Here is a 26,098-nt window from a genome sequence, read left to right on the forward strand (position 1 = left end):
TAGAACAAGCCATTAACATGAAAATTGTGTACGTTAGTGGCAGCATTTTTCTCTCCCCTTGTATTTAAAGTGTAGTTTCACAGGAGCAGCGATGGGTCAGCCGACAGACAATCTCAGCCCTGAGCGGGTTATCCGGGTGTTTATGGGCGTGGCGCTGGCCATCATGCTGGGGGCCCTTGAGATCACCCTGTTGATGCCCGCCCTCTCCCGGCTCGGCACCCTGTTTGACGCCCCGCATATAGCGCCCCTGCTGGTCAGCAGCTACCTGTTTGCCATGACCCTGAGCATGCCTGTCTACGGTCAGCTCAGCGATCGCCTGGGCCGACGCACCTGTCAGTCCGTCGCCATCAGCCTGTTCACCCTGGGATCCCTGGCCAGCGGCCTGGTCGAGACGCTGCCGGCATTGATTGTCACCCGCCTGTTGACCGGCCTCGGGGGCGGCGGCCTGATTGCCTTGTCCTTCGCGGTTATCGCCGATGTGATACCGCCCCGCTATGTGGGCCGTTATCAGGGCTATATCTCGGCCATCTTCGCCATTTCCAGTGTTTCCGGCCCCCTGCTCGGCGCCCTGCTTATCGCCTGGTTCGACTGGCAGTGGCTGTTTTTATTCAAGGTCCCCCTCGGCCTGCTGGCACTGGCGCTTAATCATTGGGCGCTACGCGGGCTGGGCCATGGTGGCGTCAGGGGAGCCATCGATATCACGGGAATGACGCTCTTGCTTGTGGCGGCCCTGGGCTGGGCCATGGCCACCGACGCCCGGCTGCTCCTTCCGTCACTGGATGCTTACCGGTGGCCATTGCTGCTGCTGTCCACTGCCGTCAGCCTGCTGCTGATCTGGCATCAGTGGCGGCACCCTCATCCGGTGCTGCCTCTGCATTTCATAAGAGAGTCACTATTTCGTACTGCCATTCTGCTGTTGGCATTATCGGAAGCCATGCGCCTGGCATTGCTGGTGTATGTGCCTCTGGCTCTGGAAAGCACCCGGGGCATGAACCCCGATCAAACCAGCTGGATCCTGCTCTGGTTTATCCTGAGCGTGACCCTGGGCACTTTTATCAGCGGGAAACGCATCGCCAAACAGGGCTATTGTCAGCCTTTCCCCCGACTGGGCGGCGTGATACTGGCCCTGGGCGGGATAGGGGTGCTACTGAACTTCAGCCTGCTCTGGGCCGGCTACTGGCTGCTGCCCATCCTGATTATCGGCGGGATTGGCATAGGATTTCTGATTGTGTCCTGCTCTATTGCGGTGCAAAACGCCCTGCCCCCGGGGCAAATGGGCTCGGGACTGGCGTTGATGAATTTTATCCGCTCTCTGGGGGGAACCCTGGGGGTGGCCCTGCTGGGCTGGCAATATCAGCAGCAGGACAGCCCGGGTACCGACTGGATGCTGCCGGTGTTTATTATGGTGGCCAGTTATGGACTCTTTAGCCTGCTGTTCGGCCTGGTGATGCCGGACGCCCCGCTGGCCACCACCGCCAAGCATGATAACGCACAGCAATAGCCTACGGGGTTTCGATTATTCTGCGGTTTTCACGGCACATCCCTGGATCACCAGCCGGGTGATCAGGGCTGCGGCCTGCTCAAAATCCTGCTCATCAAGCTCTTCCTTGCCCAGGGTCATGGTTATCTGCCAGTTAAAGTCCGCATAGGTCTGGGTAGAGGCCCAGATGGAAAACAACAAATGCTTGGGATCAACCCTGTCCATCAGCCCCTGTTCCATCCACTCGGATAAGCGGGAGGTCAATATGCGGGTTTGTGCCGTCAGTCGCGCGACTATGTCCTGGGGAAGGTGGGGAGCGCCATGCATGATTTCATTGGCAAAAACCTTTGATGCATAAGGATACTCTTTTGAAATCAATAACTTGGTTCTGATATAGGCAGTCAGTGCCCGTACCGGATCCGAATATTCCACCAAGGGCTCGGAAGCGGCCAGCAGGGGCTCGACCATGCTCTCCAATACCGCCCGATAGAGCTTTTCCTTGCTGCCGAAATAATAATAGATATTGGGTTTGGGCAGTTCGGCCAAATCGGCAATCGCTGCTGTTTTGGTCGCCGCATAGCCGTGCTCGGCAAAGATGCGGCTGGCGGCGCGGATGATCTTTTCTTCATTCTTGGCTCGGATTCGGGACATACTGGGGCAGGACTCCAAAGGACTCAACGTGAATCAGCCGAGTATAACAATAACGGGATCCCCCACAGTAGGTATAACGACAACCTTATACCCCATGGCCTCGATGTACAGCCTGCCGCCTGTAGCCGCCGCCAATGCAATGGGCGGCAGGCTGTGGCACTATTTCGTCCTTTCCTTGATATAGCCCTCATAATCAGGGATCTTGATGCCGAAACTGCGGGTCATTTGCACACTGTCCATCAACATATCTGCGGTAGAGACATTGGTCGCTACCGGGATGTTCCAGACAGTCGCCAACCGCAGCAGGGCCTTCACATCCGGATCATGGGGGACCGCGTTCAGCGGATCCCAGAAAAAGATCAGCACGTCGATCTTGCTCTCTGCAATCATGGCCCCCAACTGCTGATCCCCCCCCATGGGACCCGACATCAGGCAGCGCACCGGCAACCCGACTTTACGACTTAACATGGTTCCGGTGGTGCCGGTGGCATAAAGATGATGCAGCTTCAGCTGTTCGCAACGGCTCGATACCCATTCAAGCAGCTGCTCTTTTTTATGATCATGAGCAACCAGGGCTACGTGTTTATGAGGAGGCAGGACGCGCTCTATCTCTTTCATCTATTTTCTTCCTTTGTATGAACTGTCCCCATGTTACCCAAAGCCATGCTCAATACGCAGCCCAAAAACAGAAAAAGCCCCTGATGGGGCTAATGACTCGATGAAACCGGCAGCGTCAATCTTCGTCTACAAACTGAGCCTGCTGATAGCTCTGGATACCGACTCGGTCGATCAGGCCCAGCTGGGTTTCCAGCCAATCGACATGCTCTTCCTCTTCATCCAGTATCTCGTTAAGCAGATCACGGCTGACATAATCACGGATTGTTTCGGCATAGGCGATGGCTTCTTTCAGATCGGGAATACCGTCCATCTCGAGGGACAGGTCTGCCTTGAGCATCTCGAGGGTATCTTCGCCAATGCGCAGCCGGCCAAGATCTTGCAGGTTGGGTATCCCCTCGAGGAAGAGGATACGTTCGATAATCTTGTCGGCATGGTTCATCTCATCGATGGACTCGTGATACTCCTTATCTGCCAAATGCTTGAGTCCCCAGTCCTTGTACATCCTGGCATGCAGGAAATACTGGTTGATAGCCACCAGCTCATTGCCCAACACCTTGTTCAGGTGGGTAATAATCTTGGGATCCCCTTTCATACAAGACGACTCCTATCTTTATCAGGTGTTGTAAAGATAGTTCAGGGATCTAAATTGTAAAGCTGGCTCAGGCGACTTCGTAATACTCGCAAACCTTGGCATTTTCCTCGGCCAGGATCGCCATCGCCACCGGCACGCACTTGCCGCACTGGGAGCTCACCCCCAGTTCACGCTTCAGCTCTTTGAATTCCGTCTTGCCTTCGGCAATCGCGGCCCTCAGCTGTCGCTCGGTAATTCCCTTGCAAAGACACACATACATCAACGCATCCTCCAAATTCAATGCGTTAAATCTAAATGATAGTGGTTATCAATGCAAGTTCTCTTTGGCTACATTTTACCCTCTTTGTGATCTTGGTAAATGCCCTGCAGCCGGGCCTCGCTTCCCTGCAGATCATAGCCGGCCTGCCGGCCCAGCCGAAGCAAGTCGGCGGGCGGCGTATGCAGGGCCTGCGACAGGGACCAGAGGGTAATGGAGCGGGTACCGGTACGACAGAAGGCCAGGGTATGGCCCGCCCTCGCCAATGCCTGCCGAAATTGAACGATGGCCTCTTCGGTAAAGTTACCGGAGCTTATCGGGATCCAATACCAGTCAAGATCCATGGACCTAGCGGCCTCGGCCAGCTGTGATGCCGTGGGCTGTTCCACCACCTCATGATCGGGGCGATTACAAATCAGGGTAGTGAAGCCCCTGCTCTTCAACTCGGCCAGATCGGCCGGGGTTATTTGATCTGCGACGGAAAAGTCCGCCGTAACCTGTCGGATTTCCATAGGCCACCTTGATGCGAAATGTGAGCGGCGAATGAGCACAGCCCGTGCTGGCCCCGGATCACATAGTGGACCGCCCTCACTATAAGATCAATGACTGTTCCGGTTAGCGCGTATCCGTCCGTGAAAATCAAAAATCCCATCAAATAAAAACGCAGCCAGCCGGCTGCGTTTGTTATTTTACGACCTTCAGGGAGGGCCTGCCTTTCCTGGGTGGCGGGGATGGCTCTTCCATGTCTGGAGCCGGGGTTGTCTCTTCGTTTTCCATTTCCGCCAGCCAGGCTTCATAAGCCGGCTCGGGAGGAAAGAAGGTACCGGCACCATTTTCCCGGGCCTGAACGGCAATCACCGCCGCCATCGGCACATAAACCTGAAACGGCGATCCGCCGAAGCGGGCGTTAAAACTGACCGCCTCATTATCCATATGCAGGCCGACCACGGCTGAGGGTGAAATGCTCAGCACTATCTGGCCGTCCTGTACGAACTGCCGGGGTACCTGGGTATGAGGTACATCGGCATTAACCAGCAGGTGGGGGGTCAGCTCATTATCCAGCAGCCAGTCATAGAAGGCGCGCAGCAGATAGGGACGACTGGGAGTCAGGTTGTCCATCACTTACACCTTGCCGCCGATATCGCGCTCGGCTTCGGTCAGGGCCGCCTGGAAAGAATCGCGCTCAAACAGCCGGATCATATAGGCTTTCAGCTCTTTTGCCCCCCGACCGGACAGCTCGATTCCCAAGGACGGCAAGCGCCACAGCAGGGGCGCCATATAGCAATCCACCAAACTGAACTCTTCGCTCATGAAGTAGGGGTATTCGGCAAACACAGGAGCGATGGCCAGCAGGGCCTCGCGCAGTTCCTTGCGGGCCTCGTCCGCCTTGTCATTGCGCTGAATACGGCTGACCAGGGAATACCAATCCTGCTCGATACGGTGCATCATCAGCCGGCTTGAGCCCCGTGCCACCGGATAGACCGGCATCAGTGGCGGATGAGGAAAGCGCTCATCCAGATATTCCATAATAATACGAGACTCGTAAAGCACCAGCTCTCTGTCTACCAGGGTCGGAACCGTGCCATAGGGATTCAGCTCCAGCATATCTTCAGGCAGGTTATCGAGTTCCACCTGGCTGATTTCCACACTGACCCCTTTTTCCGCCAGAACGATACGCGCCTGATGGCTGTATATATCGTCAGCACCCGAAAACAGCGTCATTACCGAACGCTTATTGGCCGCAACTGCCATTGAATCCTCCGCAAATCATAAATAGGAACGGCAATGGAAGCCTATTACCCCCATTGCCGCTCCCCTGTTTAGCTTAGACGATGTCTAATCAGTGTATGTCACGCCAGTATTCTTTCTTCAGCAAATAGGCAAAGACAAAGAAGATGGCCAGGAAACCCAGCACCCAATAGCCCAGGCGCTGACGCTCCAGCTTCATCGGCTCGCCGGAATAGACCAGGAAGTTGACGATATCCAACACGGCGCCATCGAACTCCTCGGCGGTCATTTCGCCATTGCCGTCGGCAGTGATGCCGACCGGGGTCTGCACCTCATGACCATCTACTGTACGGGTGACGGTTTCCAGACGCGGCGTACCCTGCAGTGGCTCCAGCACATGGGGCATACCCACAGACGGGAACACCAGGTTGTTGACGCCGAAGGGCCGGCTGTCGTCCGCATAGAAGGAACGCAGATAGGTATAAAGCCAATCGGCACCACGAACCCGGGCAACCAAGGTCAGATCGGGCGGCGGCGCACCAAACCAGTTAGCGGCGCCCTTCTCAGGAATGGAGTTCTCCATCAGCGAGCCCACGGGCACCCCGGTGAAGTTCAGGTTGGCCTGCATGATGTCCTCGGGGATGCCCAGATCCTGGGCTACCCGGTTATAACGCTGGTACTGGGTGCTGTGACAGCCCGAGCAGTAGTTCATAAACAGCTTGGCACCGTTCTGCAGCGACGCCTTGTCACTCAGGTCGTAATCGGCCTCGTCCAGATGGACATTACCGCCCGCGGCCATTGCCAGCGCCGGTAAAAAGGCAAATACAGCGATGATTAACTTCTTCATTTGAATGTAACCCTCTCTGGCAGCGGCTTGGTTTTCTCGTTTTTGCTGTAGAAGAACAGCAGCACGAAGAAGGCGAAATAGCCGAATGAAGTAACCTGGGCCAGCAGCGTCAACACAGGTGTGGACGGCAGGGCACCGAGTACACCCAGAATGATGAAACAGATGACAAACTGCACTATGTTCAGCAGGTGCAGCTTGCTGCGGTAGCGGAACGAACGTACCTTGCAGCGATCCAGCCAGGGCAGCACGAACAGCACAGCAATCGACAGCCCCATCAGGATAACCCCCATCAGCTTGTCGGGTACCGCACGCAGGATGGCGTAGAAGGGGGTGAAATACCACACGGGAGCGATATGTTCAGGCGTCTTCAGGCCATTTGCCGCTTCGAAGTTTGGCGCTTCCAGGAAGTAACCGCCGCCTTCCGGCATAAAGAAGATTACGAAAGCGAAGAAAAACAGGAAACCGGCAACACCGACGAGATCCTTCACGCTGTAATAGGGGTGGAAGGGAATGGCATCTTTCGGCCAGCCGTTCTCGTCCTTGTTTTTCTTGATGTCGATGCCGTCGGGGTTGTTGGAGCCGACTTCATGCAGTGCCACAATGTGCAGGAACACCAGGATCACCAGCACCAGCGGCAAGGCAATCACATGCAGGGCGAAGAAGCGGGTCAGAGTGGCACCGGAAATGACGTAGTCACCGCGGATCCACAGGGTCAGATCATCGCCGATCACCGGAATGGCGCCGAATAACGAGATGATAACCTGGGCCCCCCAGAACGACATTTGTCCCCAGGGCAGCAGATAACCCATGAAGGCTTCGGCCATCAGCACCAGGAAGATCAGCATGCCGAACAGCCATAGCAGTTCACGGGGCTTTTGGTAAGAACCGTAAATCAGGCCGCGGAACATGTGCAGATAGACCACCACGAAGAAGGCGGATGCGCCTGTACTGTGCATATAACGCAGCAGCCAGCCGTATTCGACATCGCGCATAATGTATTCGATGGAGGCAAAGGCACCCTCTCCTGAGGGGTTGTAGTTCATGGTCAGCCAGATACCGGTCAGGATCTGGTTAACCAGCACCAGCATGGCAAGCGAGCCAAAGAAGTACCAGAAATTGAAGTTTTTCGGCGCGGGATACTGACCTACATGCTTGTTGTAGGTCGCCGTCATTGGAATGCGCTCGTCAATCCAGTTTACGAGTTTACCTAACATGATTAGGCTCCTTCCTTGTCGGCACCGACCAGAACAGTGGTGTCATTGACATAGTAATAAGGGGGGATGACCAGGTTCAGCGGTGCAGGTACACCCTGGAATACCCGTCCGGCCATGTCAAACTTGGAACCATGGCAGGGGCAGAAGAACCCGGAGCTGACGCCCTGCACCTGCTCACCGAAGCTGTTCGGTAAATAGGTGGGAGAACAACCCAGGTGGGTACACAGACCGACGGCTACGAAAATCTCCGGCTTAACGGAGCGATAGGCGTTTTGTGCATATTCAGGCTGCTGTGGCTCATCGGAATTCGGGTCACGCAGCTGGTTATCGTGCTGAGGCAGGGCATCCAGCAGTTCCTGGGTACGGCGTACGACCCATACTGGTTTACCTCGCCATTCAACCCGGATCAACTGACCGGGTTCCATCTTGCTGATGTCTACCTCTACCGGGGCCCCGGCCGCTTTCGCCTTGGCACTGGGATTCCAGGACTTGATAAAAGGCACTGCGGCAAAAGCAGCTCCGACCCCACCCACGACTGTGGTTGACCAGGTCAGAAATCTGCGGCGACCGGTATCAACTGGCGCATTGCTCATCCAAAAACTCTCCCATTTGGTCTCCGCACGTTTATTTTACGTTCCATGCATTAATACAGCTTGTGACAACCGCGGCGGATATTATGGTTTCAACTGCCACAAAAAAACCCCGGAATTCTAAAGAAAAGCGCGGTCTTTTACAAGGATACGAAAAGTCTTAAAAATTATCGCTTATCAAATAAAGCACATATAAAACAACAACTTGATAAAATATCCGGATATTCATCCGGATACAAAAAAGCCCGGAAACCCGGGCTTTGAATACAAGTTTGCAATCCCAATTAACGCTTGGAGAACTGGGGACGCTTACGCGCCTTGTGCAGACCGACTTTCTTACGTTCAACGCGACGAGCGTCACGAGTCACGAAGCCAGCCTTACGCAGCGAACCACGCAGAGTTTCATCGTATTGCATCAGGGCACGGGTAATGCCGTGACGGATAGCGCCGGCCTGACCGGAAATGCCACCACCAGCGACGGTGATGTACAAGTCCAGCTTCTCGGTCATCTCGACCAGCTCCAGCGGCTGACGCACGACCATGCGTGCAGTTTCGCGGCCGAAGTACTGGTCCAGAGAACGCTTGTTGATAACGATGTTACCGCTGCCCGGCTTTACGAATACGCGCGCAGTAGAGCTTTTGCGACGACCGGTACCGTAGTATTGAGTTTCTGCCATTTGCCTGAATCCCGTATTAGATGTCTAGTACTTGTGGTTGTTGTGCCGCATGGTTGTGCTGGCTGCCCGCGAAAACTTTCATTTTACGGAACATGGCACGACCCAAAGGACCACGGGGAAGCATGCCGCGAACGGCAGACTCGATAACCATCTCGGGCTTGCGTACGATCAGCTTCTCGAAGCTGATGGACTTGATGCCACCGGGGAAACCGGAGTGAGAATAGTAAATCTTGCCTTCGGCTTTATTGCCGGTTACCTGAATTTTCTCGGCATTGATCACAACGATATAATCGCCGCAGTCAACATGCGGAGTGAATTCCGGCTTGTGCTTACCGCGCAGACGGCGAGCAATCTCGGTGGCCAGACGACCCAGAGTTTTGCCCTCTGCATCAACAACATACCAGTCACGCTTTACGGTTTCTGGCTTAGCAACAAAAGTTTTCATGGATGAACCCAAATTACTGAAAATGAATCCTACACTTGCGCACCATGCGCAAAACACGACCAGACCTGAACCCCTTCGAGTACCTGTCTGCTTACTGTGATGTCATCTTATCGATGACTGTGTAACGTGGGCCGAGCGATTATAGGTAAAGTTGCCTTAAAAATCACCTGCTAATTTCAGTGCCCTTAAAATTAGTCGGCTCGCCCGCCCCTCCCCGTGACCATGCCCTGATCACGGGCGGCATATTGTGACTAAGGAAGGTGCTCTCTGGCAAGATATTCGTGGGATTGCATTTCAGTCAGTCGCGACAGACAGCGTTTAAACTCAAAATTCAGCCGCCCCAGATCGTAAAGTTGCTCCATCGGCACGGCGGCGGAGATGATCAACTTGACGTGCCGTTCATAAAACTCGTCGATCATGGCGATAAAGCGACGGGCAGCGTCATCCGAATCTCTCCCCATGGGCGTAACATTAGCCAGCAGCACCGTATGGTAGCAACGGGCCAACTCGATATAATCCAGCTGGGAACGCGGCGTGCAGCACAGCTGCTGAAAATCGATATAGAGGACACCGTCTCCTTCTGCCAGCGTCTTCAACTGCCGATGATTGATTTCGATCTCGCTCCCCCAGCGTCCCGGCTCATTGGTCAGGCGGGCGAAATACTGCTCCAGGTTCACCCTGGCCTGGACATCCAGGGGATGATGATAGATCTCGGCCTGCTCCAGGGTCCGCAATCGGTAGTCCACGCCGGAATCGACATTGACTACCTGACAGTTTTCCTTGATAAGCGCGATCGCCGGCAGGAAACGGGCCCGCTGCAGGCCATTGCGGTAGAGCTCGTCGGGCGGAATATTGGAGGTCGCCACCAGAATGACCCCGTGCCCGAACAAATACTGGAACAGGGTACCCAGCATCATGGCATCGGTAATGTCGGAGACAAAAAACTCGTCGAAGCAGATCACTCGGGCATCCCGTGCCAGCCGCTCGGCCACCACCTTAAGCGGGTCAGGCTGGCCCTTCAGGGTTTTCAGTTCATCATGGACCCGCACCATAAAGCGGTGAAAATGCACCCTGAGTTTGTTGTCGAAGGGCAGACAATCGTAAAAAGTATCGACCAGATAGGTTTTGCCCCGGCCGACCCCGCCCCAAAAATACAGCCCCTGAATCCTGGGAGCCTGGGGCTGCTTGCCGGTCAGGCGCTGCCACAAGCTCGGCCTGGGTTCTTCCCGGGGCGCCATCAGCTCGTCGAACAGCCGCTGTAGATGCCCAACGGCACTGGCCTGAGCCGGATCACTGACAAAATCGGTACGCTGTAAGTCGGCCTGGTATTTTTTACTTGGGTTCATTACGTTAAGTTAAAGAGGCACGGAATGTTCAGTGTAAATGCCCCTTCCCTGCCGTCGCAAGCCCCTTGGCACACAACAGCTTGATATTGGGCATAAATACCGCAATTAATGTGATACCCAAGTTAATGACCGATGCGCGGGAACTCTTGCCGCTGCGTTCGGGTCACATTGAACGATTCCGGCATGTCCGACAATTTAGGTAGGAGTATTAGATGAATCGTCGTCTCCCTCTGTTTTCAGCCCTGGCATTGAGCCTGGGACTGGTTGTGAACCTTCCTGCGGCACAGGCCGCCCTGCCCTTTGGACTGGGCTCCGAGATGACCAGCCTGGCCCCCATGATTGAACAGGTCAGTCCGGGCGTGGTCAATATTTCCGTCTCCGGCAGCAAGGTCAGCCGCCAGAGCCTGCCCGAACCTTTTCGCTTTTTCTTCGGCCCCAACGGCCCCGATACCCAGCTGCAGGAGCGTCCCTTCCAGGCGCTGGGATCCGGCGTCATCATCGATGCCAGGAAAGGCCATGTGATCACCAACTACCATGTGGTGGATGACGCCGACAAGATTCTAATCACCCTGATCAACGGCCAGGAATACGAAGCCAAGCTGATTGGCTCCGACAAACAGTCGGACATTGCCCTGCTGCAGGTAGATGCAAAGAACCTGGTGGAGGTCCAGTTCGCCGACTCCGACGCCCTGCGGGTCGGTGATTTTGCCGTTGCCATCGGTAATCCTTTCGGCCTGGGACAAACCGTCACCTCCGGTATCGTCAGTGCCCTCGGCCGCTCGGGGCTGAACGTCGAAAACCTGGAGAACTTTATTCAGACCGACGCCGCCATCAACTCGGGTAATTCGGGCGGGGCCCTGCTCAATCTTGAAGGCAAGCTCATCGGCATGAATACCGCCATCCTCGGACCGGGCGGGGGCAATATCGGCATCGGCTTCGCGATTCCATCCAATATGGTCAAGAACCTGGTCGAACAGATACTGGAATTCGGTGAAGTGCGCCGGGGGGTACTTGGGGTTATGGGCGGCGAGCTGACCACCGAGCTGGCCCGGACCTTCGGTTATCGCAGCCAGCATGGCGCCTTCGTCAGCCAGGTCCTGGAGAACTCGGCAGCGGCCCAGGCCGGACTCAAGGCGGGAGACATCATCATCAGCCTGGATGGCAAGCCGATCCGCTCCTTCGGTGAGCTGCGCGCCAAGGTTGCGACCATGGGAGCCGGAAAAGACGTCATCCTGGGGGTATTCAGGGACGGCAAAGAAACCAAGGTCGAAGTCACCCTGACCAAGGCAGATGATGAACAGGTACTGGCCGGTAGCCTGCACGAGTCCCTTAACGGTGCCAGCCTCGCCAACACCAGCCAGGACGATCCGGTAGCCGGGGTCAAGATCAACGAGGTCACTGCCCGCTCCGCCGCCGCTGCCGCTGGACTGGAAAAAGGCGACATCATCATCGGGGTCAACCGTAAACGGGTGCGCTCGCTGCATGATCTGCGCCAGATTATCCAGAGCAAACCGGAAGTCATCGCCCTCAATATCCAGCGCGGCAGCTCTTCCATCTACCTGGTCCTGAGGTAACTAAGTAGTTGATGTCATTGGGAGTCTGTTCTGTTTCAGGCTCCCAATCAAATACCTTTGTGTTATGCTCTTTGGATACTCCGGTCATGATAGCTCCAAATGCGCCTTCCACAATCCCTTATCTACCTGTTCCAGGCGGTCGCCATCGGCTTAGTAACGGCGGCGGTCCTGTTAGTACTGTTTCCCCAGCTCCGCACCCAGTCCTTCGAACACTGGTGGCGTACCGAACAGGTGGGAGTGGCGAGCTTTTCCTATGCCGCCAAGCGGGCCGGACCCGCCGTCGTCAATATCTATACTCGCAGCTTCCAGCCGGCATCCTCCGACGCCCAGACCGAGATCAGGTCCACCGGGCTCGGTTCAGGGGTTATCATGGCAGAAGAAGGCTATATACTGACCAATTACCATGTTATCGCCACCGCCGATCAGGTCATAGTGGCGCTGCAGGATGGCCGTATCATAGCCGCCGACATCATTGGCTTTGACGTCCCGACCGATCTGGCGGTGCTACATATCGAAGCCAAACAGCTGCCGGTTATCCCCCTGGATCCCGGACTTGACCCCAAGGTAGGCGATATTGTGCTGGCCATCGGCAATCCCTATAACGTAGGCCAGACCATTACCCAGGGTATAATCAGCGCCACCGGCCGCAGCGGCCTGTCCAGCATGGGGCCGGACAGTAACGGTCGCCAGGATCTGCTGCAAACCGATGCGGCAATCAACGAAGGGAATTCGGGCGGCGCCCTGGTCAATGTCTATGGTGAACTGGTCGGCATCAATACTGCCTCTTTCCATAGCGTCGCCCACCAGGAAAGCTACGGTATCAATTTCGCCATTCCCTATCGGCTGGCCCACCGGATCATGCACCAGCTGATCGCCAATGGCCGGGTGATCCGGGGATATCTCGGCATAGGGGGCACAGACATAGTGCCGGTGATGGCGCAATTGCTCAACCTGGGGAGTCGTTCGGGCATCTACGTCGAAGGCATCACCCCGGCAGGCCCGGCCGAGAAGGCCGGGATATTGGCCGGCGATGTCTTGCTGGAAATCAATGGACAGCCGATCACCAATGTCCGCCATGCCATGGACATGATCGCCGAGGTACGACCGGGAACAGAAATAAAAATCAGTCTGCTGAGGGCAGGAGAAGTACTGGAATTGCCGGTAATGATCGAGGAAGACAAGCGCTTCCAGCCTGTTCGCTGAGCAATGGCAGAAATAAGGGATTAGGGGGTTGCCAGTTCCTGGTCTTCTCTCCCTAACCCCCCGGCGATACCTATGCCTTGATACGCTCTATCTTTCCGCCCAGGCCGGACAGCTTGGCTTCGATCTCTTCGTACCCCCGATCGATATGATAGATGCGATCGACGGTGGTCACACCCTCGGCCACGAAGCCTGCGATCACCAGGCTGGCGGAGGCACGCAGATCCGTGGCCATCACGGTAGCACCGGTCAACTGCTCGGTATCGCCACAAATCGCCATGTTGCCGCTCAGCTCGATATTGGCCCCCATCCGGTTCAGCTCGGGCACATGCATAAAGCGGTTTTCAAAGATGGTCTCGGTGATATGGCCCACGCCCTTGGCAACCGCATTAAGCACGGTAAACTGGGCCTGCATATCGGTCGGGAAGGCGGGGTAAGGCGCCGTCTTGATATCCACCGGCTTCAGCACCCTATTGGTCATATCCAGACGAATCCAATCCTTGCCGGTTTCAATCATGGCTCCGGCATCCTTCAGCTTGACCAGAACCGCTTCCAGCAGGCGGGGATCCGTGTTGCGGCAGGTGATATCCCCGCCGGTTATCGCCGCTCCCACCAGGAAGGTTCCGGTTTCGATCCGATCCGGTTGAATGCTGTAGTCACCGCCGTGCAGCCGTTCAACCCCATCGATGATCAGGGTGTCCTGCCCTATTCCCTGGATTTGGGCACCCAGGGCGTTGAGGAAGTTGGCCAGATCCACCACTTCCGGTTCCCGGGCCGCGTTCTCGATGATGGTTCGCCCTTCCGCCAGCACGGCGGCCATCATCAGGTTTTCGGTACCGGTCACACTGACCATATCCATCAGGATATGGGCGCCCTGCAGACGACCATCGACCCGTGCCTTGATATAGCCGTCTTCGACCCGGATCTGGGCGCCCATCTGTTCCAGGCCATGAATATGCAGGTTCACCGGCCGGGCGCCGATGGCACAGCCACCGGGCAAGGACACATCCGCCTCGCCAAAACGGGCAACCAGGGGTCCCAGTGCCAGGATCGAGGCGCGCATGGTGCGCACCAGCTCATAGGGGGCAATATGGCTGTTGACCGGCCCCGACAGCACAGTAACATCACCCTTGACCGCAACATTCACGCCCATAGTGGCCAGCAGTTGCAGGGTGGTATCCACATCCTTCAGCTTGGGCATATTGGACAGCTGCACCACCTCGTCGCACAGCAGGGTACCGAACAGGATAGGCAGGGCCGCATTCTTGGCACCGGATATTCTGACCTCGCCGCTCAGCCGGCAGGGCCCCTGGATCTTGAACTTATCCATTTCGGCTCCTATCAGGACGGCATAATAAATTTACGCTCCCGAGCCCACTGCTCGGGGGTAAAGGTTTTCACACTCAGTGCATGAATGGCATTCTGGGCGATCAGCTCGGCCAGCGGGCCGTTAATCGCCTGTTGCCGCTTGACCCGGCTCATATCGGCAAACTCGGCCGATACCGCAATCACTTCGAAATGACTGCCTTCACTCTTGATAAAGAGCTCATCCAGGGGCAGGGCCTGCCGCAGTAACCGTTCGACTTCGTTATTCAGATCCATGTTGGCTCCCAGGATTGTTGGGTGTCAGCGTGAATAATTGGCCGACACCATATAATTGAGCTAGTGAATGAAAGGCCGCCGGCGGCGACCTGAGTTCCAGTGTTTTACCCGTATTCGCCAGAGCCTGGCTCCACTGCACCAGGAAAGCCAACCCTACCGAATCCATCTGTGTCACCTGACTTAAGTCGGCATCAGCCGCCTCGAAGTACCGGGCCCTTTCGGACCAGTACTTGGCCAGCTCAGCCTTGGTCAAAGGACGCGTCAGTTTCATTGGGTATAGTCCACGGGGGATACCGGCTTTTGGGTGTGTTCGTTCAACTGCCGGATGACGGCATCAATACCCTTTTGGCGGATCAGTCCGCTGAGCTCGGATTGCTTGGCCGACAACAGGCTGACCCCTTCGGCTATCATGTCGAATACCTTCCATTCGCCGGTACGGCTGTTTTTGCGCAGTTTGAACTCCAGCAGGATCGCCGGCTTGCTCGGTTCAAGCACCGACACCGGCACGGATACCAGCTTCTCCTGCCCGGTCACCCGGCCCTTGCCGATGTCCAGGGTCTGCTGGCCATAACTGGCCAGGGCATCCGCATAGGTAACCACCAGATAATCACTGAAGGCCGCGACAAATCGTTCCCGTTGCTCGGGAGTGGTACTGTTCAGCTGCTTGCCCATCACCCGGAAGGCAGAGAAACGCACATCAACCCATGGCAGCATTTCCTCCCGGACTATGGTACGCAAATAGGCGGGGTTACGCTTGATCTCGGTTTGCTGCTGGTTCAACCGATCAAAGGTGCTTTGTGCCACCTGGTCCACCAGCATATAGGGGTCGGTCGCCGCCAGGGTGACAGGGCCCCAGCCCAGCCCCAGCAATAACAGACAGGACATCAATAATTTTTTCATGGTCACCTCAATCGTTATCCATGGCTTAGTTATCGCCGATGGAATAGATAAACTTTCCGATAAGTTCTTCCAGGATCAGTGCAGACTGGGTGTCGGCTATGGTATCGCCATCGGCCAGCACACCGATACCCATTTCCTCATCGGCAAAACCGGGGTTCAGTCCCAGATATTGCTCTCCCAACAGGCCGGAGGTCAAAATCGTGGCGGTACTGCTTTCGGCAAACTCCCCCGCTTCTTTATTGAGCGTCAGGGTAACCAGGGGCACCTGATCCCGCGGATCCAGGCTGATGTTGCTCACCCGTCCGACAACTACACCGCCGACCTTGACCGGAGAGCGCACCTTCAGACCGCCAATATTGTCAAACTTGGCATACAGGGTATAGGTTTCCCCCTGACCATTGGTGGTCAGCCCCGCTACCTTGAAAGCCAGCAGCAGCAGGGCGCCGATACCTGCCAACATAAAGCAGCCGACACTGAATTCCAGTTTGCTGTATTTCATTATTGATTACCCAAACATGACGGCAGTGAGGATAAAATCGGATCCCAACACGGCCAAAGATGAATGAACCACTGTCCTGGTGGTGCCCTGACTGATACCCGCCGCCGTCGGCGCGGCATCAATCCCGTTAAAGAGTGCAATCCAGGTCACCAGCAGGGCAAACACCAGACTCTTGATAAAACCCTGTACCACATCTTCCTGCCAGTCGACCGCCGCCTGCATGCTGGACCAGAACTCGCCCTGATCGACCCCCAGCCAGTCTACCCCGACCAACTTGGCGCCCCAGATCCCCACCAGGCTGAACATCAGGGCCAGTAGCGGCATGCTTATCAGGCCGGCCCAGAATCGGGGGGCTACCACCCGTCGCAGCGGATCAATACCCATCATTTCCAGGCTGGACAGCTGTTCGGTGGCTTTCATCAGCCCCAGCTCGGCGGTCAGCGCGGAACCTGCCCGGCCGGCGAACAACAGCGCGGTTACCACAGGTCCCAGCTCTCGCAACAAAGACAAGGAAACCAGGGGCCCCAGGCTGCCTTCGGCGCCGAAATCCACCAGCACATTGTACCCCTGCAGTGCCAGCACCATACCGATAAACAGGCCGGATACCAGGATAATGGCAACCGACTGCACCCCCACCACATGCAGCTGCTGCACCAACAAGGGAAAATGCTTACCCGGCTGAGGCCGTCCCATCAGGGCGTGCATCAGCATGAAGCCGGCCCGCCCCAGGGCAATGATGACCGCCACGCCCTTCCGCCCCAGACCACCGATCATATCAATCAACATATCGAAATGACTCTCTTAAGTCAGGTGCCGGATAATGGAAAGGAACAGGACCATCTGCCTGCCCCCGCAAAAACTGGATGACCTGAGGATCAGTATGTTCACGCAACTGCGCCGGCGTACCGGCCGCGACTACCTTTTTGTTAGCGATGATGTAGGCATAATCGGCGATACTCATCACCTCCGAAACATCATGGGTCACCACAATCGAGGTCAGTCCCTGGGCCCGGTTCAGCTCGGCGATCAGCTTGACCAGTACGCCCATGCTGATCGGGTCCTGACCGGCAAAAGGCTCATCATACATGATCAGCTCGGGATCCTGGGCGATGGCCCGGGCCAGGGCCGCGCGCCGGGCCATACCGCCGGACAACTCCGCTGGGTACAGATCGGCGGCCCCGCGCAGGCCGACCGCCTCCAGCTTCATCATCACCAGGGTATGGATCAACGCCTCCGGCAAGCCGCTGTGTTCACGCAGGGGAAATGCCACATTATCGAATACCGACATACCGGTGAACAGGGCACCGCTTTGAAACAACATGCCCATGCGTTGTCTTACCTGATACAGGCGATGACGGGACAAAGCCGGTATATCTTCGCCATCAAACAGTATCTTGCCGCTGTCGGGCTTGAGCTGGCCGCCGATCAATCGCAGCAAGGTGGTTTTACCTATGCCGCTGGGGCCCATGATGGCCGTGATCTTGCCTTTGGGAACACGCACACTGATCCGGTCGTACAGTATCCTGTCCCCATGGCTGAAGCAGAGGTCCTGTATCTCGACAAGGCTGTTGTCCAAACTCAATTCCTCATAGAAAAGAAAGAATTGTATGGGGAAGCTCGGTCCTCGGCAACCAAGGCCATGACTTTTCCTGTTATCCTGCGGCAACTCGTGACCCGATAACCCTCAAAATACCGAGAAAACAGGGCTTCCGGCCTCGCCACAGTCGCTTATGAGCAGAAGCTTTTCTATAATGGCGCCGCCAACGGTGTGGAGAAAACTATGTCTTCTGGATTTGATTATCGAACAACGGCCCGACGGGTTCTGGATATTGAAAAGGCCGCCATAGATGGCCTTTATCAATATTTGGATGACGCCTTCGATCGGGCCTGCGCCCTGATGTTTAACTGTAGCGGCAAGGTCATTGTCACCGGCATGGGCAAGTCCGGCCATATTGCCAACAAGATAGCCGCTACCCTGGCCAGCACCGGTACCCCCGCCTTTTTTGTCCATCCCGGTGAAGCCAGCCACGGTGATCTGGGGATGATCGGCGAACAGGATGTGATCATCGCCCTCTCCAACTCGGGGGAAAGCGACGAAATTCTGTCCCTGCTGCCGGTACTCAAGCGCCGCGGCCTGCCGCTTGTCTGTATCACCGGCAATCCTGCATCCACCATGGCCAAGGAAGCCAATATCCACCTCTGTGCACGGGTCGAACAGGAAGCTTGCCCCCTCGGCCTGGCCCCGACCTCCAGTACCACGGCGGCGCTGGTGTTGGGTGACGCCCTGGCGGTCGCCCTGCTGGAAGCCCGTGGTTTTACCGCCGACGATTTTGCCCTGAGCCACCCGGGGGGGGCCCTGGGTAAGCGGCTGTTGCTGCGGGTCAGCGATATCATGCACAAGGGGGACCGGGTTCCCAAGGTCGGACCCCAGACCCTGATTATCGAGGCCCTGCTGGAGATCGGTCGTACCGGACTGGGTTTTACCGCCGTGGTGGACGAGCACCAGCGCCTGATGGGCGTCTATACTGATGGGGATTTACGCCGTACCCTGGATCATTGCATCGATGTCCATCAGACTCCCATCAGCCAGGTGATGACCCGCCACTCCATTACTGCCCATGCCGGCATGCTGGCGGCGGAGGCGGTCAAGCTAATGGAAGAGAAAGGCATCAGCGGACTGCTGGTGGTCGATGAGCACAACCAACCGGTGGGTGCCTTCAATATGCATGACCTGTTACGGGCGGGAGTCATCTAATGAAACAGCATAGCCTCTATGGACCTGTGGCCAATTCTGTATGGAGCCGTTTGTCCGGTATCAAGCTACTGATCTGCGACGTCGACGGGGTACTTTCAGACGGAATGATCTACCTGGGCAATCAAGGGGAAGAATACAAGAGTTTCTGCACCAAGGATGGTTTCGGCATCAAGGCCCTGCTCAACGCCGGTATTCAGGTCGCGGTCATCACCGGCCGGGATTCCCGTATCGTCAGTGAACGCATGGCCTCGCTCGGTGTGCGTCATGTGTACCAGGGCCAGGGCGACAAGTGGCACAGCTATCAGGCACTGCTGGATACCCTGAAACTGATGCCGGAGCAGGTGGCCTATATCGGTGATGATGTGGTCGACCTGCCGGTGATGCGGGATTGCAGCTTAGGGGTGGCGGTCAAGGATGCCCACCCCCTGGTGTTGCAGGACGCGAATTATATTACCCGTACTGCGGGTGGATTCGGTGCCGTGCGCGAGATCTGCGATCTGATCCTGGCGGCACAGGGCCGGCTGGAGCAAGCCCAGGGCATGAGCGTATGAACCGCCAGAACTGGCTGTTTGCCGGCTTGCTGCTGTTCGCCCTGATATGCTGGCAATGGCTCAGGCCCACTCCCCCCAGCAGCGGCCCGGATCAGGATTATCAGCCGGATTTTACCGCCAAGGAATTGAGCAGCCTGCAATACAATAGCCTGGGCCTCCCCTACCGGGGCATGAATGCAGCGCATGCGGAATACTACGGAGGCCTGGCCATGACCCTGCTGGAAAAACCTGTTATCTTGCTCTATTCCCCCGATGGCCGTCCCCAATGGCAGTTGAGTGGTGAGGAAGGCATTATCAATACCGACGATAACGCCATCCTGCGGAAGTCGGTGCTGGGCCAAAGCCTGCAGAGCGACGCGCTGATTGATTCCATTACGACCGAATACCTGGAAATGGACTTCGTACATAATCAGCTACGCTCAAACCAGGCAGTGATACTGCGCGGTCCCGGATACCATACCCAGGGCCAGGGCTTGCTAGGCAAACTCGATCAACAAACCGTGGAATTATTAAATGGCACCCAGGCAACTTATAACCCTTAGCATCACCGGCCTGCTGGCCCTGTCGATCAACCTGGCTCAGGCCAAGGAATCCGATTTCAACCAGCAGGTCACCATAGACGCCGGCCATCAGCTGGTTGAGCTGTCAGACGACAAGGTCACCTTCAGTGACAAGGTGGTGGTCAAGCAAGGCAGTATCGATGTACGCGCCGACAAGCTGGTGGTGATCCGCAATGACGATGGGCTACAGTCCATGATCGCCTACGGCGCACCCGCTACCTACTCCCAAATCCTGGACAATGGCCAGCCCATGCGTGCCGAGGCGCGGGAGATCCATTACGACATCAAGGCCCGCACCATCACCTTGTTACAGGAGGCCAAGCTGAAGCAGCGAGATAATACCGTCAGCGGCCACCGCATTCGTTATCACATAGACCGCCAGCAGATGGAAGCCGAAGGCCAAGGCCAGCAAGGCAGGGTCACCACTGTCTTCCTGCCGGAACAGGTGGAAGACCTGGAGAATACAGGTAAACAGGACTGAGCCATGGCGATACTGAAAGCACGAGGATTACAAAAAAGTTATAAGGGACGCCAGGTGGTAGCCGATGTCAGCCTGACCGTCAACACCGGCCAGGTTGTCGGCCTGCTGGGCCCTAATGGTGCCGGAAAAACCACCTCCTTCTATATGATAGTGGGCCTGGTACAGCGGGATGCCGGCAGCATTACCATAGATGACCAGGATATCAGCCATCAGCCCATGCATGTCCGGGCCAGGTCCGGAATCGGCTATTTACCCCAGGAGGCATCTATCTTCCGCCGTCTGAGCGTGGCCGATAACCTGATGGCGGTATTGGAAACCCGTCAGGATCTGGATGGTCCGGGCCGTGACGAAAAAATGGAACAATTGCTGGAAGAGTTCAACATCACTCATATCCGGGACAGCCTGGGCATGAGCCTGTCCGGTGGGGAGCGCAGGCGGGTAGAAATTGCCCGGGCCCTGGCGGCCGACCCCCGTTTTATTTTATTGGATGAGCCCTTCGCCGGTGTTGATCCCATTTCGGTTATCGATATCAAAAAAGTCATCTTGCACCTGCGCGATCGGGGCCTGGGCGTACTGATCACCGATCATAATGTCAGGGAAACCCTGGATGTTTGCGAACGCGCCTATATTGTTAGCCATGGACACCGGATTGCCGCCGGCACACCTGCCGAAATTTTGAGTAACGAGCAGGTGAAAAAAGTCTATCTGGGCGATCAGTTCAGCCTCTGAGCCGGCTCGTCAGGGCACAATCGCGGCATAATTTACAAGGACTTATCGAACAGATGAAGCCAACACTCCAGTTACGTCTGGGTCAGCAGCTGACCATGACGCCCCAATTGCAACAAGCCATCCGGCTGTTGCAACTCTCCAGCCTGGAGCTGCAACAGGAGATCCAGCAGGCTCTGGAATCGAACCCCCTGCTGGAGCAGGAAGAGCCGGAAACCATTGAGGTCGCGGAGCCCCGCCAGGATGAACAAATGGCCACGGACACCGCCATGGAGCAGAGTAAGCTGTCCGATGAGCTGCCCACGGATAGCCAGTGGGACGATGTCTACAGTGCCTCCTCCAGCGGCCCGGGTCCGGCTCCGGAAGGCGCCGAAGACATGGTCTACCAGGGGGAAACCACCGAAACCCTGCAGGATTACCTGCTCTGGCAGATGCAGCTGACTCCTTTCAGCGATACCGACCAGGCCATTGCCACCACCATTATCGATGCCATCGACGAGGCCGGATACCTGACCATAGATATTCAGGATATCTGTGATGCGGTTGGCGGCGATGAGCTGGACATTGAGCCGGAAGAGGTCGAAGCTGTACTAAAACGAATTCAGCATTTTGACCCGGTCGGTGTTGCCGCCCGTTCGGTACAGGAGTGTTTGTTGATCCAACTTGAACGCTTCCCTGACGACACGCCCTGGCTACCCCAGGCCCGGGACGTCATCACACAGCATATGGATTTGCTCGGAAACCGGGATTATCGAACCCTGCAGCGTAAGGCCAGGCTGAAGGAGGACGAGCTGCGCGCCGTGCTGGCCCTGATCCAACAGCTCGAACCCAGGCCCGGCAACAGCGTTATCCAGAGCAGCTCGGAATATGTGATCCCGGATCTGGTGGTAAGCAAGCGTCAGGGGATCTGGGCAGCCGAGTTGAATGCCGATGCCATGCCCAAGGTCAAATTGAACCAAACTTATGCTGCCATGGCCAAACACACTAAGGACAGTCGGGATAGCCAGTTTATCCGCAGTCATTTACAAGACGCCAAATGGTTTATCAAGAGTCTGGAAAGCAGAAATGAGACCCTGCTCAAGGTTGCCAATTGTATTGTGGAACAACAACAGGCATTCTTTGAACTGGGAGAGGAAGCCATGAAGCCCATGGTGCTGAACCATGTGGCCGAAGCCGTGGAAATGCATGAATCTACCATCTCCCGGGTGACGACTCAGAAATTCCTGCATACCCCCAGGGGCGTGTTTGAACTGAAGTATTTTTTCTCCAGTCATGTGGGAACCGACGATGGGGGTGAATGTTCTTCCACCGCAATTCGTGCCCTGATCAAGAAGCTGGTCAGTGCAGAAAATCCGGCCAAGCCGTTAAGCGACAGCAAAATCGCTCAATTGCTGGCCGAACAGGGGATACAAGTGGCCCGCCGAACCATCGCAAAATACCGCGAGTCTCTGGCCATCGCCCCTTCCAATCAGCGTAAACGCCTGGTTTAAGGCAAACCGAGAAGGAAGACGTTATGCAAATAAACCTGACTGGACACCATGTAGAAATCACCGATGCACTCCGTGACTATGTGAATAGCAAATTTACCAAGCTGGAACGTCACTTCGATCATATTACCAATGCCCATGTCATCCTTAACGTGGAAAAGCTACAACAGATTGCCGAGGCCAAGCTGAATGTCAGCGGCGGAGAAGTATTCGCCAATGCCCAGCATGAAAACATGTATGCGGCCATCGACGGCTTGATTGACAAGCTGGATCGCCAGATCATCAAACACAAAGAGAAACTCAAACAAATCTAATCATGGAAGTCGCCGACATATTAAGCAGGGACTGCACACGCAGTGCAGTCCCTTGTACAAGCAAGAAACGCGCCCTGGAAATCATCAGCGAGCTGGCCGCTCAACACCTAAATATCAACAGCCAACAGCTTTTTGACTGCCTGCTAGCCCGGGAAAAGATGGGCACAACCGGCATAGGTAACGGTATCGCTATCCCCCATGGCCGTATCGGCAATGAAAACAAGGCGACGGCGGTACTGCTGACCTTTGCCGAATCGGTGGAATTCGATGCTATCGACAACCAACCGGTGGGCTTGGTTTTTGCGCTGCTGGTACCGGAAAAAGAATGTAAACAACACCTGAAAACCTTGTCGCTGATCGCCGAAAAGCTCAGTAATAAGCAAGTTTGCAAACAACTACGCCAGGCCACCAGCGACGATGAATTGTACCAAATCATGATTTCTGCCTGAGGAGCTGGCTATGCAACTGGTTATCGTGAGTGGCCGTTCGGGCTCGGGCAAGACAGTCGCCCTGCGGGTACTGGAAGACCTCGGCTACTATTGCGTCGATAACCTGCCGGTCGAACTGCTGCCCGACCTGATTAATATGCGTCTGACTCGTCCTGGGGAAGTGGCGGTCAGCATAGACGTACGTAACCTGCCCGACAGTACCGAAAAACTGGAAGCCTGTCTGGCGGAAATCAAATCGATGGCAGAGGTCAACCTCTCCAGTATTTTTATCGATGCGGAAAACAGCATTCTGATCCGCCGGTTTGGCGACACCCGGCGCCTGCACCCCCTATCCAGGGAAAGTCTGACCCTGGATGAAGCGATCCGGGAAGAAACCCAGCTGCTTGCTCCCCTCTCTTCCGATGCGGATTTGCGCATCGATACCTCCAGTCTGAGCATTCACGATCTGAGCGAGATAATCCGTGAACGCGTACTCGGCAAGAAGGAACGTGAGCTGAATTGGGTATTCGAGTCATTCGGTTATAAACACGGTGTCTCCAAGGATGCCGACTTTGTTTTTGATGCCCGTTTTTTACCCAACCCCCACTGGATCGCCGAACTCAGGCCTTTTACCGGCAAAGATGAACCGGTGGCCCTTTATCTGGCCAGCCAACCCGAGGTGATGAAATACCTGTGGCAGATAGAAAACCTGCTACTGACCTGGATGCCCCACCTAGAGCGCAATAACCGCAGCTATGTAACCGTCGCCATCGGTTGCACCGGTGGCCAGCACAGATCCGTCTACCTCGCTGAGCAATTAACGCAGGCTTTCAAAAGCTTGGGAAAAAACGTGCAAGTTCGCCACCGTACACTGGAAAAACGCAATGCCGAAAATTGAACGGGATCTGGAAATTGTCAATAAACTGGGACTCCATGCCCGCGCCGCTGTTCAGCTGGTGCAATTAACACAACAATTCGATGCCATCATCACCGTTTGCAATCAGGAAAAACAAGCACCCGCCAACAGTGTGATGGGGCTGCTGATGCTGGAAACCGCTCAGGGCCATGCCATCCGGGTGGTCGTAGAAGGTCCCGAGGCTGAGGCGGCAATGGACGCTGTCGCCCGCCTGGTCGCGGATCGTTTTAACGAATCGGAATAAATAGGGTAAAATTCATATCCAATTGAATTCCCCCATTAGGAGTCCCGGATGACTGAGCCCCTTGACCAGGAAAGGACAACGGATCAGCTGGAAACCATCAGCCGGGCCCTGGACAGCGGCATGTTCATCCATGTTCGGCGCATGCTGCAACAGATGCGCCCCGGCGACGTCGCCTGGCTGCTGGAATCCTCGCCCGCCCCCAGCCGTAAGGTTCTGTGGCAGCTGGTCGACCCGGATGATTACGGCGAAATTCTGGAAGAACTGTCAGAAGAAGTCCGGGACGGTATCATCCGGCTGATGGACCCGGAAAAACTGGCCAACGCCCTGGAAGACATGGAGTCGGACGATCTGGCCTATGTACTGCGGGATCTGCCGGAGCGTCTGTACCGCCAGGTACTGACCCAGATGGATGAGCAGGACAGGCTCAGGGCCGAGCAGGCACTGTCCTATCCGGAAGACACCGCCGGCTCGATCATGAATACCGAGTTCATCACCCTGCGCTCGGATGTGACCATCGACGTGGTGCTGCGTTATCTGCGCCTGCGCAGCGAGCTGCCGGAAGGCACGGATACCCTCTATGTGGTGGACAAGGACAACCGTCTGCTGGGAGACATATCCCTGGCCAGCCTGGTGGTGCAGGCTCCCGCCACCACGGTCGCCGAAGCCATGGATACCCAGGTCGAGGCCATTCCCCTGACCATGTCCGATGTCGAAGCCGCCAACCTGTTTGAGCGCCATGACTGGTTGTCGGCCCCTGTGGTCGATGAAAACGGCATCCTGCTGGGGCGGATAACCATAGATGATGTGGTGGATATCATCCGCGAAGAAGGGGAGCATTCGATGATGGGCATGGCCAAGATGGATGTCGATGAAGACACCTTCGCACCTGTATTGCCCAGCGCCAAGCGCCGCACCATCTGGCTGACGGTGAACCTCTGCACCGCGCTGATCGCCGCCAGCGTCTCCAACATGTTTGAAGCCACGCTCTCGCAACTGGCGACCCTGGCCATCCTGATGACCATAGTCCCTTCCATGGGCGGTATTGCCGGCAACCAGACCCTGGCCCTGATGATCCGCGGCATGGCGGTCGGTCATATCAGTGACAGCAACGCCCGCTGGCTGCTGACCAAGGAGGCCCTGGTTGGCCTGATCAACGGCCTGATCTGGGCGCTGGCCATCGCCGTGGTCGTCAGTTTCTGGAAAGAGAGTATCGCCATCGGCCTGGTCATCGCGGCGGCCATGTTTATCAACCTGGCGGTAGCCGGCCTGGCCGGCGCCCTGATCCCGCTGGTGATGCGCCGCTTCAACATAGATCCCGCGCTGGCCGGCTCCATGGCACTGACCACCATTACCGATACCGTCGGTCTCTTGTCTTTCCTGGGGCTGGCGACCCTGCTGCTGCTGAACTGACAGCAGC

34 protein-coding genes are annotated in these 26,098 nt (G+C 56.2%); 14 read left to right on the forward strand and 20 right to left on the reverse strand.

The genetic code is table 11. The annotated features are described in order from the left end of the window. Positions 1 to 91: 91 nt before the first annotated feature. On the forward strand, positions 92 to 1,501 hold the full coding sequence (locus DCS96_RS11525; RefSeq protein ID WP_116474400.1) for an MFS transporter: 1,410 nt from the start codon (positions 92 to 94) through the stop codon (positions 1,499 to 1,501). A gap of 15 nt (positions 1,502 to 1,516) precedes the next feature. Here the strand turns inward: DCS96_RS11525 and DCS96_RS11530 are convergent, their stop codons facing one another. The 13 genes from DCS96_RS11530 to zapE form a co-directional block, all read right to left on the reverse strand. After that, on the reverse strand, positions 1,517 to 2,131 hold the full coding sequence (locus DCS96_RS11530) for a TetR/AcrR family transcriptional regulator (protein ID WP_116474401.1): 615 nt from the start codon (positions 2,129 to 2,131) through the stop codon (positions 1,517 to 1,519). Positions 2,132 to 2,290: 159 nt separating this feature from the next. Next, entirely contained in the window at positions 2,291 to 2,749 is a 459-nt protein-coding gene (locus DCS96_RS11535) for a methylglyoxal synthase (RefSeq protein ID WP_116474402.1), read from the reverse strand. Positions 2,750 to 2,864: 115 nt separating this feature from the next. Then, complete coding sequence (gene bfr, locus DCS96_RS11540) at positions 2,865 to 3,341, reverse strand: bacterioferritin (RefSeq protein WP_116474403.1); 477 nt, start codon at positions 3,339 to 3,341, stop codon at positions 2,865 to 2,867. A gap of 67 nt (positions 3,342 to 3,408) precedes the next feature. After that, entirely contained in the window at positions 3,409 to 3,600 is a 192-nt protein-coding gene (locus DCS96_RS11545; protein ID WP_116474404.1) for a bacterioferritin-associated ferredoxin, read from the reverse strand. Between the two features lie 68 nt (positions 3,601 to 3,668). After that, a complete protein-coding gene (locus DCS96_RS11550; protein ID WP_116474405.1) occupies positions 3,669 to 4,109 on the reverse strand; it encodes a TIGR01244 family sulfur transferase in 441 nt (146 codons plus the stop codon). Between the two features lie 172 nt (positions 4,110 to 4,281). Continuing rightward, a complete protein-coding gene (locus DCS96_RS11555; RefSeq protein ID WP_116474406.1) occupies positions 4,282 to 4,716 on the reverse strand; it encodes a ClpXP protease specificity-enhancing factor in 435 nt (144 codons plus the stop codon). A 3-nt stretch (positions 4,717 to 4,719) separates the two neighbouring features. Then, entirely contained in the window at positions 4,720 to 5,349 is a 630-nt protein-coding gene (gene sspA, locus DCS96_RS11560) for a stringent starvation protein SspA (RefSeq protein WP_116474407.1), read from the reverse strand. An 88-nt stretch (positions 5,350 to 5,437) separates the two neighbouring features. Beyond that, on the reverse strand, positions 5,438 to 6,172 hold the full coding sequence (locus DCS96_RS11565) for a cytochrome c1 (RefSeq protein ID WP_116474408.1): 735 nt from the start codon (positions 6,170 to 6,172) through the stop codon (positions 5,438 to 5,440). After that, positions 6,169 to 7,386 carry a cytochrome b gene (locus DCS96_RS11570; protein WP_116474409.1) on the reverse strand — a complete coding sequence of 406 codons (1,218 nt, stop codon included), beginning with the start codon at positions 7,384 to 7,386 and terminating at the stop codon, positions 6,169 to 6,171. The genes DCS96_RS11565 and DCS96_RS11570 overlap by 4 nt, the downstream gene beginning before the upstream one ends. Before the next feature lie 2 nt (positions 7,387 to 7,388). After that, the gene (gene petA, locus DCS96_RS11575) at positions 7,389 to 7,979 is read right to left on the reverse strand and encodes a ubiquinol-cytochrome c reductase iron-sulfur subunit (RefSeq protein WP_116474410.1); all 591 of its coding nucleotides are present in this window, start codon (positions 7,977 to 7,979) and stop codon (positions 7,389 to 7,391) included. Between the two features lie 281 nt (positions 7,980 to 8,260). Beyond that, positions 8,261 to 8,653, reverse strand: coding sequence for a 30S ribosomal protein S9 (gene rpsI / locus DCS96_RS11580; protein WP_116474411.1), 393 nt, complete (start codon positions 8,651 to 8,653; stop codon positions 8,261 to 8,263). Positions 8,654 to 8,669: 16 nt separating this feature from the next. After that, the gene (gene rplM / locus DCS96_RS11585; RefSeq protein WP_116474412.1) at positions 8,670 to 9,098 is read right to left on the reverse strand and encodes a 50S ribosomal protein L13; all 429 of its coding nucleotides are present in this window, start codon (positions 9,096 to 9,098) and stop codon (positions 8,670 to 8,672) included. 251 nt (positions 9,099 to 9,349) lie between these two features. Continuing rightward, positions 9,350 to 10,444 carry a cell division protein ZapE gene (zapE, locus tag DCS96_RS11590; RefSeq protein WP_116474413.1) on the reverse strand — a complete coding sequence of 365 codons (1,095 nt, stop codon included), beginning with the start codon at positions 10,442 to 10,444 and terminating at the stop codon, positions 9,350 to 9,352. 212 nt (positions 10,445 to 10,656) lie between these two features. On the opposite strand from zapE, the gene DCS96_RS11595 reads away from it, so the two are divergent. Continuing rightward, on the forward strand, positions 10,657 to 12,018 hold the full coding sequence (locus DCS96_RS11595) for a Do family serine endopeptidase (protein WP_116474414.1): 1,362 nt from the start codon (positions 10,657 to 10,659) through the stop codon (positions 12,016 to 12,018). Between the two features lie 99 nt (positions 12,019 to 12,117). Continuing rightward, positions 12,118 to 13,221, forward strand: coding sequence for an outer membrane-stress sensor serine endopeptidase DegS (degS, locus tag DCS96_RS11600; RefSeq protein ID WP_116474415.1), 1,104 nt, complete (start codon positions 12,118 to 12,120; stop codon positions 13,219 to 13,221). 70 nt (positions 13,222 to 13,291) lie between these two features. Here degS and murA read toward each other — a convergent pair whose 3' ends face one another. From murA to mlaF, 7 genes are read right to left on the reverse strand one after another with little or no spacing between them, the layout of a single operon-like run. Further along, entirely contained in the window at positions 13,292 to 14,548 is a 1,257-nt protein-coding gene (gene murA, locus DCS96_RS11605; protein WP_116474416.1) for a UDP-N-acetylglucosamine 1-carboxyvinyltransferase, read from the reverse strand. 11 nt (positions 14,549 to 14,559) lie between these two features. After that, positions 14,560 to 14,820, reverse strand: coding sequence for a BolA family protein (locus tag DCS96_RS11610; protein WP_116474417.1), 261 nt, complete (start codon positions 14,818 to 14,820; stop codon positions 14,560 to 14,562). Beyond that, a complete protein-coding gene (locus tag DCS96_RS11615; RefSeq protein ID WP_116474418.1) occupies positions 14,807 to 15,091 on the reverse strand; it encodes an STAS domain-containing protein in 285 nt (94 codons plus the stop codon). The genes DCS96_RS11610 and DCS96_RS11615 overlap by 14 nt, the downstream gene beginning before the upstream one ends. After that, positions 15,088 to 15,720 (reverse strand): phospholipid-binding protein MlaC, encoded by a 633-nt coding sequence (gene mlaC / locus DCS96_RS11620; RefSeq protein ID WP_116474419.1) that lies wholly within the window; start codon positions 15,718 to 15,720, stop codon positions 15,088 to 15,090. Before mlaC ends, DCS96_RS11615 begins: the two co-directional genes overlap by 4 nt. Positions 15,721 to 15,745: 25 nt before the next feature. Further along, the gene (gene mlaD, locus DCS96_RS11625; RefSeq protein WP_116474420.1) at positions 15,746 to 16,219 is read right to left on the reverse strand and encodes an outer membrane lipid asymmetry maintenance protein MlaD; all 474 of its coding nucleotides are present in this window, start codon (positions 16,217 to 16,219) and stop codon (positions 15,746 to 15,748) included. 6 nt (positions 16,220 to 16,225) lie between these two features. Then, complete coding sequence (mlaE, locus tag DCS96_RS11630; protein WP_116474421.1) at positions 16,226 to 17,005, reverse strand: lipid asymmetry maintenance ABC transporter permease subunit MlaE; 780 nt, start codon at positions 17,003 to 17,005, stop codon at positions 16,226 to 16,228. Continuing rightward, positions 16,995 to 17,795, reverse strand: coding sequence for a phospholipid ABC transporter ATP-binding protein MlaF (gene mlaF / locus DCS96_RS11635; protein ID WP_116474422.1), 801 nt, complete (start codon positions 17,793 to 17,795; stop codon positions 16,995 to 16,997). Before mlaF ends, mlaE begins: the two co-directional genes overlap by 11 nt. A gap of 204 nt (positions 17,796 to 17,999) precedes the next feature. On the opposite strand from mlaF, the gene DCS96_RS11640 reads away from it, so the two are divergent. The 11 genes from DCS96_RS11640 to mgtE are packed head-to-tail and all read left to right on the forward strand — an operon-like array spanning position 18,000 to position 26,091. Beyond that, positions 18,000 to 18,974: a KpsF/GutQ family sugar-phosphate isomerase gene (locus DCS96_RS11640; RefSeq protein ID WP_116474423.1), complete on the forward strand. Its 975-nt coding sequence runs from the start codon at positions 18,000 to 18,002 to the stop codon at positions 18,972 to 18,974. Next, positions 18,974 to 19,525, forward strand: a complete 552-nt coding sequence (gene kdsC, locus DCS96_RS11645) for a 3-deoxy-manno-octulosonate-8-phosphatase KdsC (RefSeq protein ID WP_116474424.1) — start codon at positions 18,974 to 18,976, stop codon at positions 19,523 to 19,525. Before DCS96_RS11640 ends, kdsC begins: the two co-directional genes overlap by 1 nt. Beyond that, on the forward strand, positions 19,522 to 20,067 hold the full coding sequence (lptC, locus tag DCS96_RS11650) for an LPS export ABC transporter periplasmic protein LptC (protein WP_116474425.1): 546 nt from the start codon (positions 19,522 to 19,524) through the stop codon (positions 20,065 to 20,067). The genes kdsC and lptC overlap by 4 nt, the downstream gene beginning before the upstream one ends. Next, positions 20,039 to 20,566 (forward strand): lipopolysaccharide transport periplasmic protein LptA, encoded by a 528-nt coding sequence (lptA, locus tag DCS96_RS11655; RefSeq protein WP_116474426.1) that lies wholly within the window; start codon positions 20,039 to 20,041, stop codon positions 20,564 to 20,566. The genes lptC and lptA overlap by 29 nt, the downstream gene beginning before the upstream one ends. 3 nt (positions 20,567 to 20,569) lie before the next feature. Beyond that, the gene (gene lptB / locus DCS96_RS11660; protein ID WP_116474427.1) at positions 20,570 to 21,295 is read left to right on the forward strand and encodes an LPS export ABC transporter ATP-binding protein; all 726 of its coding nucleotides are present in this window, start codon (positions 20,570 to 20,572) and stop codon (positions 21,293 to 21,295) included. A 53-nt stretch (positions 21,296 to 21,348) separates the two neighbouring features. After that, on the forward strand, positions 21,349 to 22,782 hold the full coding sequence (locus DCS96_RS11665) for an RNA polymerase factor sigma-54 (RefSeq protein WP_116474428.1): 1,434 nt from the start codon (positions 21,349 to 21,351) through the stop codon (positions 22,780 to 22,782). A 23-nt stretch (positions 22,783 to 22,805) separates the two neighbouring features. Then, a complete protein-coding gene (hpf, locus tag DCS96_RS11670) occupies positions 22,806 to 23,093 on the forward strand; it encodes a ribosome hibernation promoting factor (RefSeq protein ID WP_116474429.1) in 288 nt (95 codons plus the stop codon). Positions 23,094 to 23,095: 2 nt separating this feature from the next. Then, complete coding sequence (gene ptsN / locus DCS96_RS11675; protein ID WP_116474430.1) at positions 23,096 to 23,542, forward strand: PTS IIA-like nitrogen regulatory protein PtsN; 447 nt, start codon at positions 23,096 to 23,098, stop codon at positions 23,540 to 23,542. Between the two features lie 10 nt (positions 23,543 to 23,552). Continuing rightward, complete coding sequence (rapZ, locus tag DCS96_RS11680) at positions 23,553 to 24,419, forward strand: RNase adapter RapZ (RefSeq protein WP_116474431.1); 867 nt, start codon at positions 23,553 to 23,555, stop codon at positions 24,417 to 24,419. Further along, positions 24,406 to 24,681, forward strand: coding sequence for an HPr family phosphocarrier protein (locus DCS96_RS11685; protein WP_116474432.1), 276 nt, complete (start codon positions 24,406 to 24,408; stop codon positions 24,679 to 24,681). Before rapZ ends, DCS96_RS11685 begins: the two co-directional genes overlap by 14 nt. Positions 24,682 to 24,729: 48 nt before the next feature. Beyond that, the gene (gene mgtE / locus DCS96_RS11690) at positions 24,730 to 26,091 is read left to right on the forward strand and encodes a magnesium transporter (protein WP_116474433.1); all 1,362 of its coding nucleotides are present in this window, start codon (positions 24,730 to 24,732) and stop codon (positions 26,089 to 26,091) included. Positions 26,092 to 26,098 lie beyond the last annotated feature (7 nt).

The organism is Zobellella maritima (assembly GCF_003075035.1).
Taxonomy (GTDB): Bacteria; Pseudomonadota; Gammaproteobacteria; order Enterobacterales; family Aeromonadaceae; genus Oceanimonas; species Oceanimonas maritima.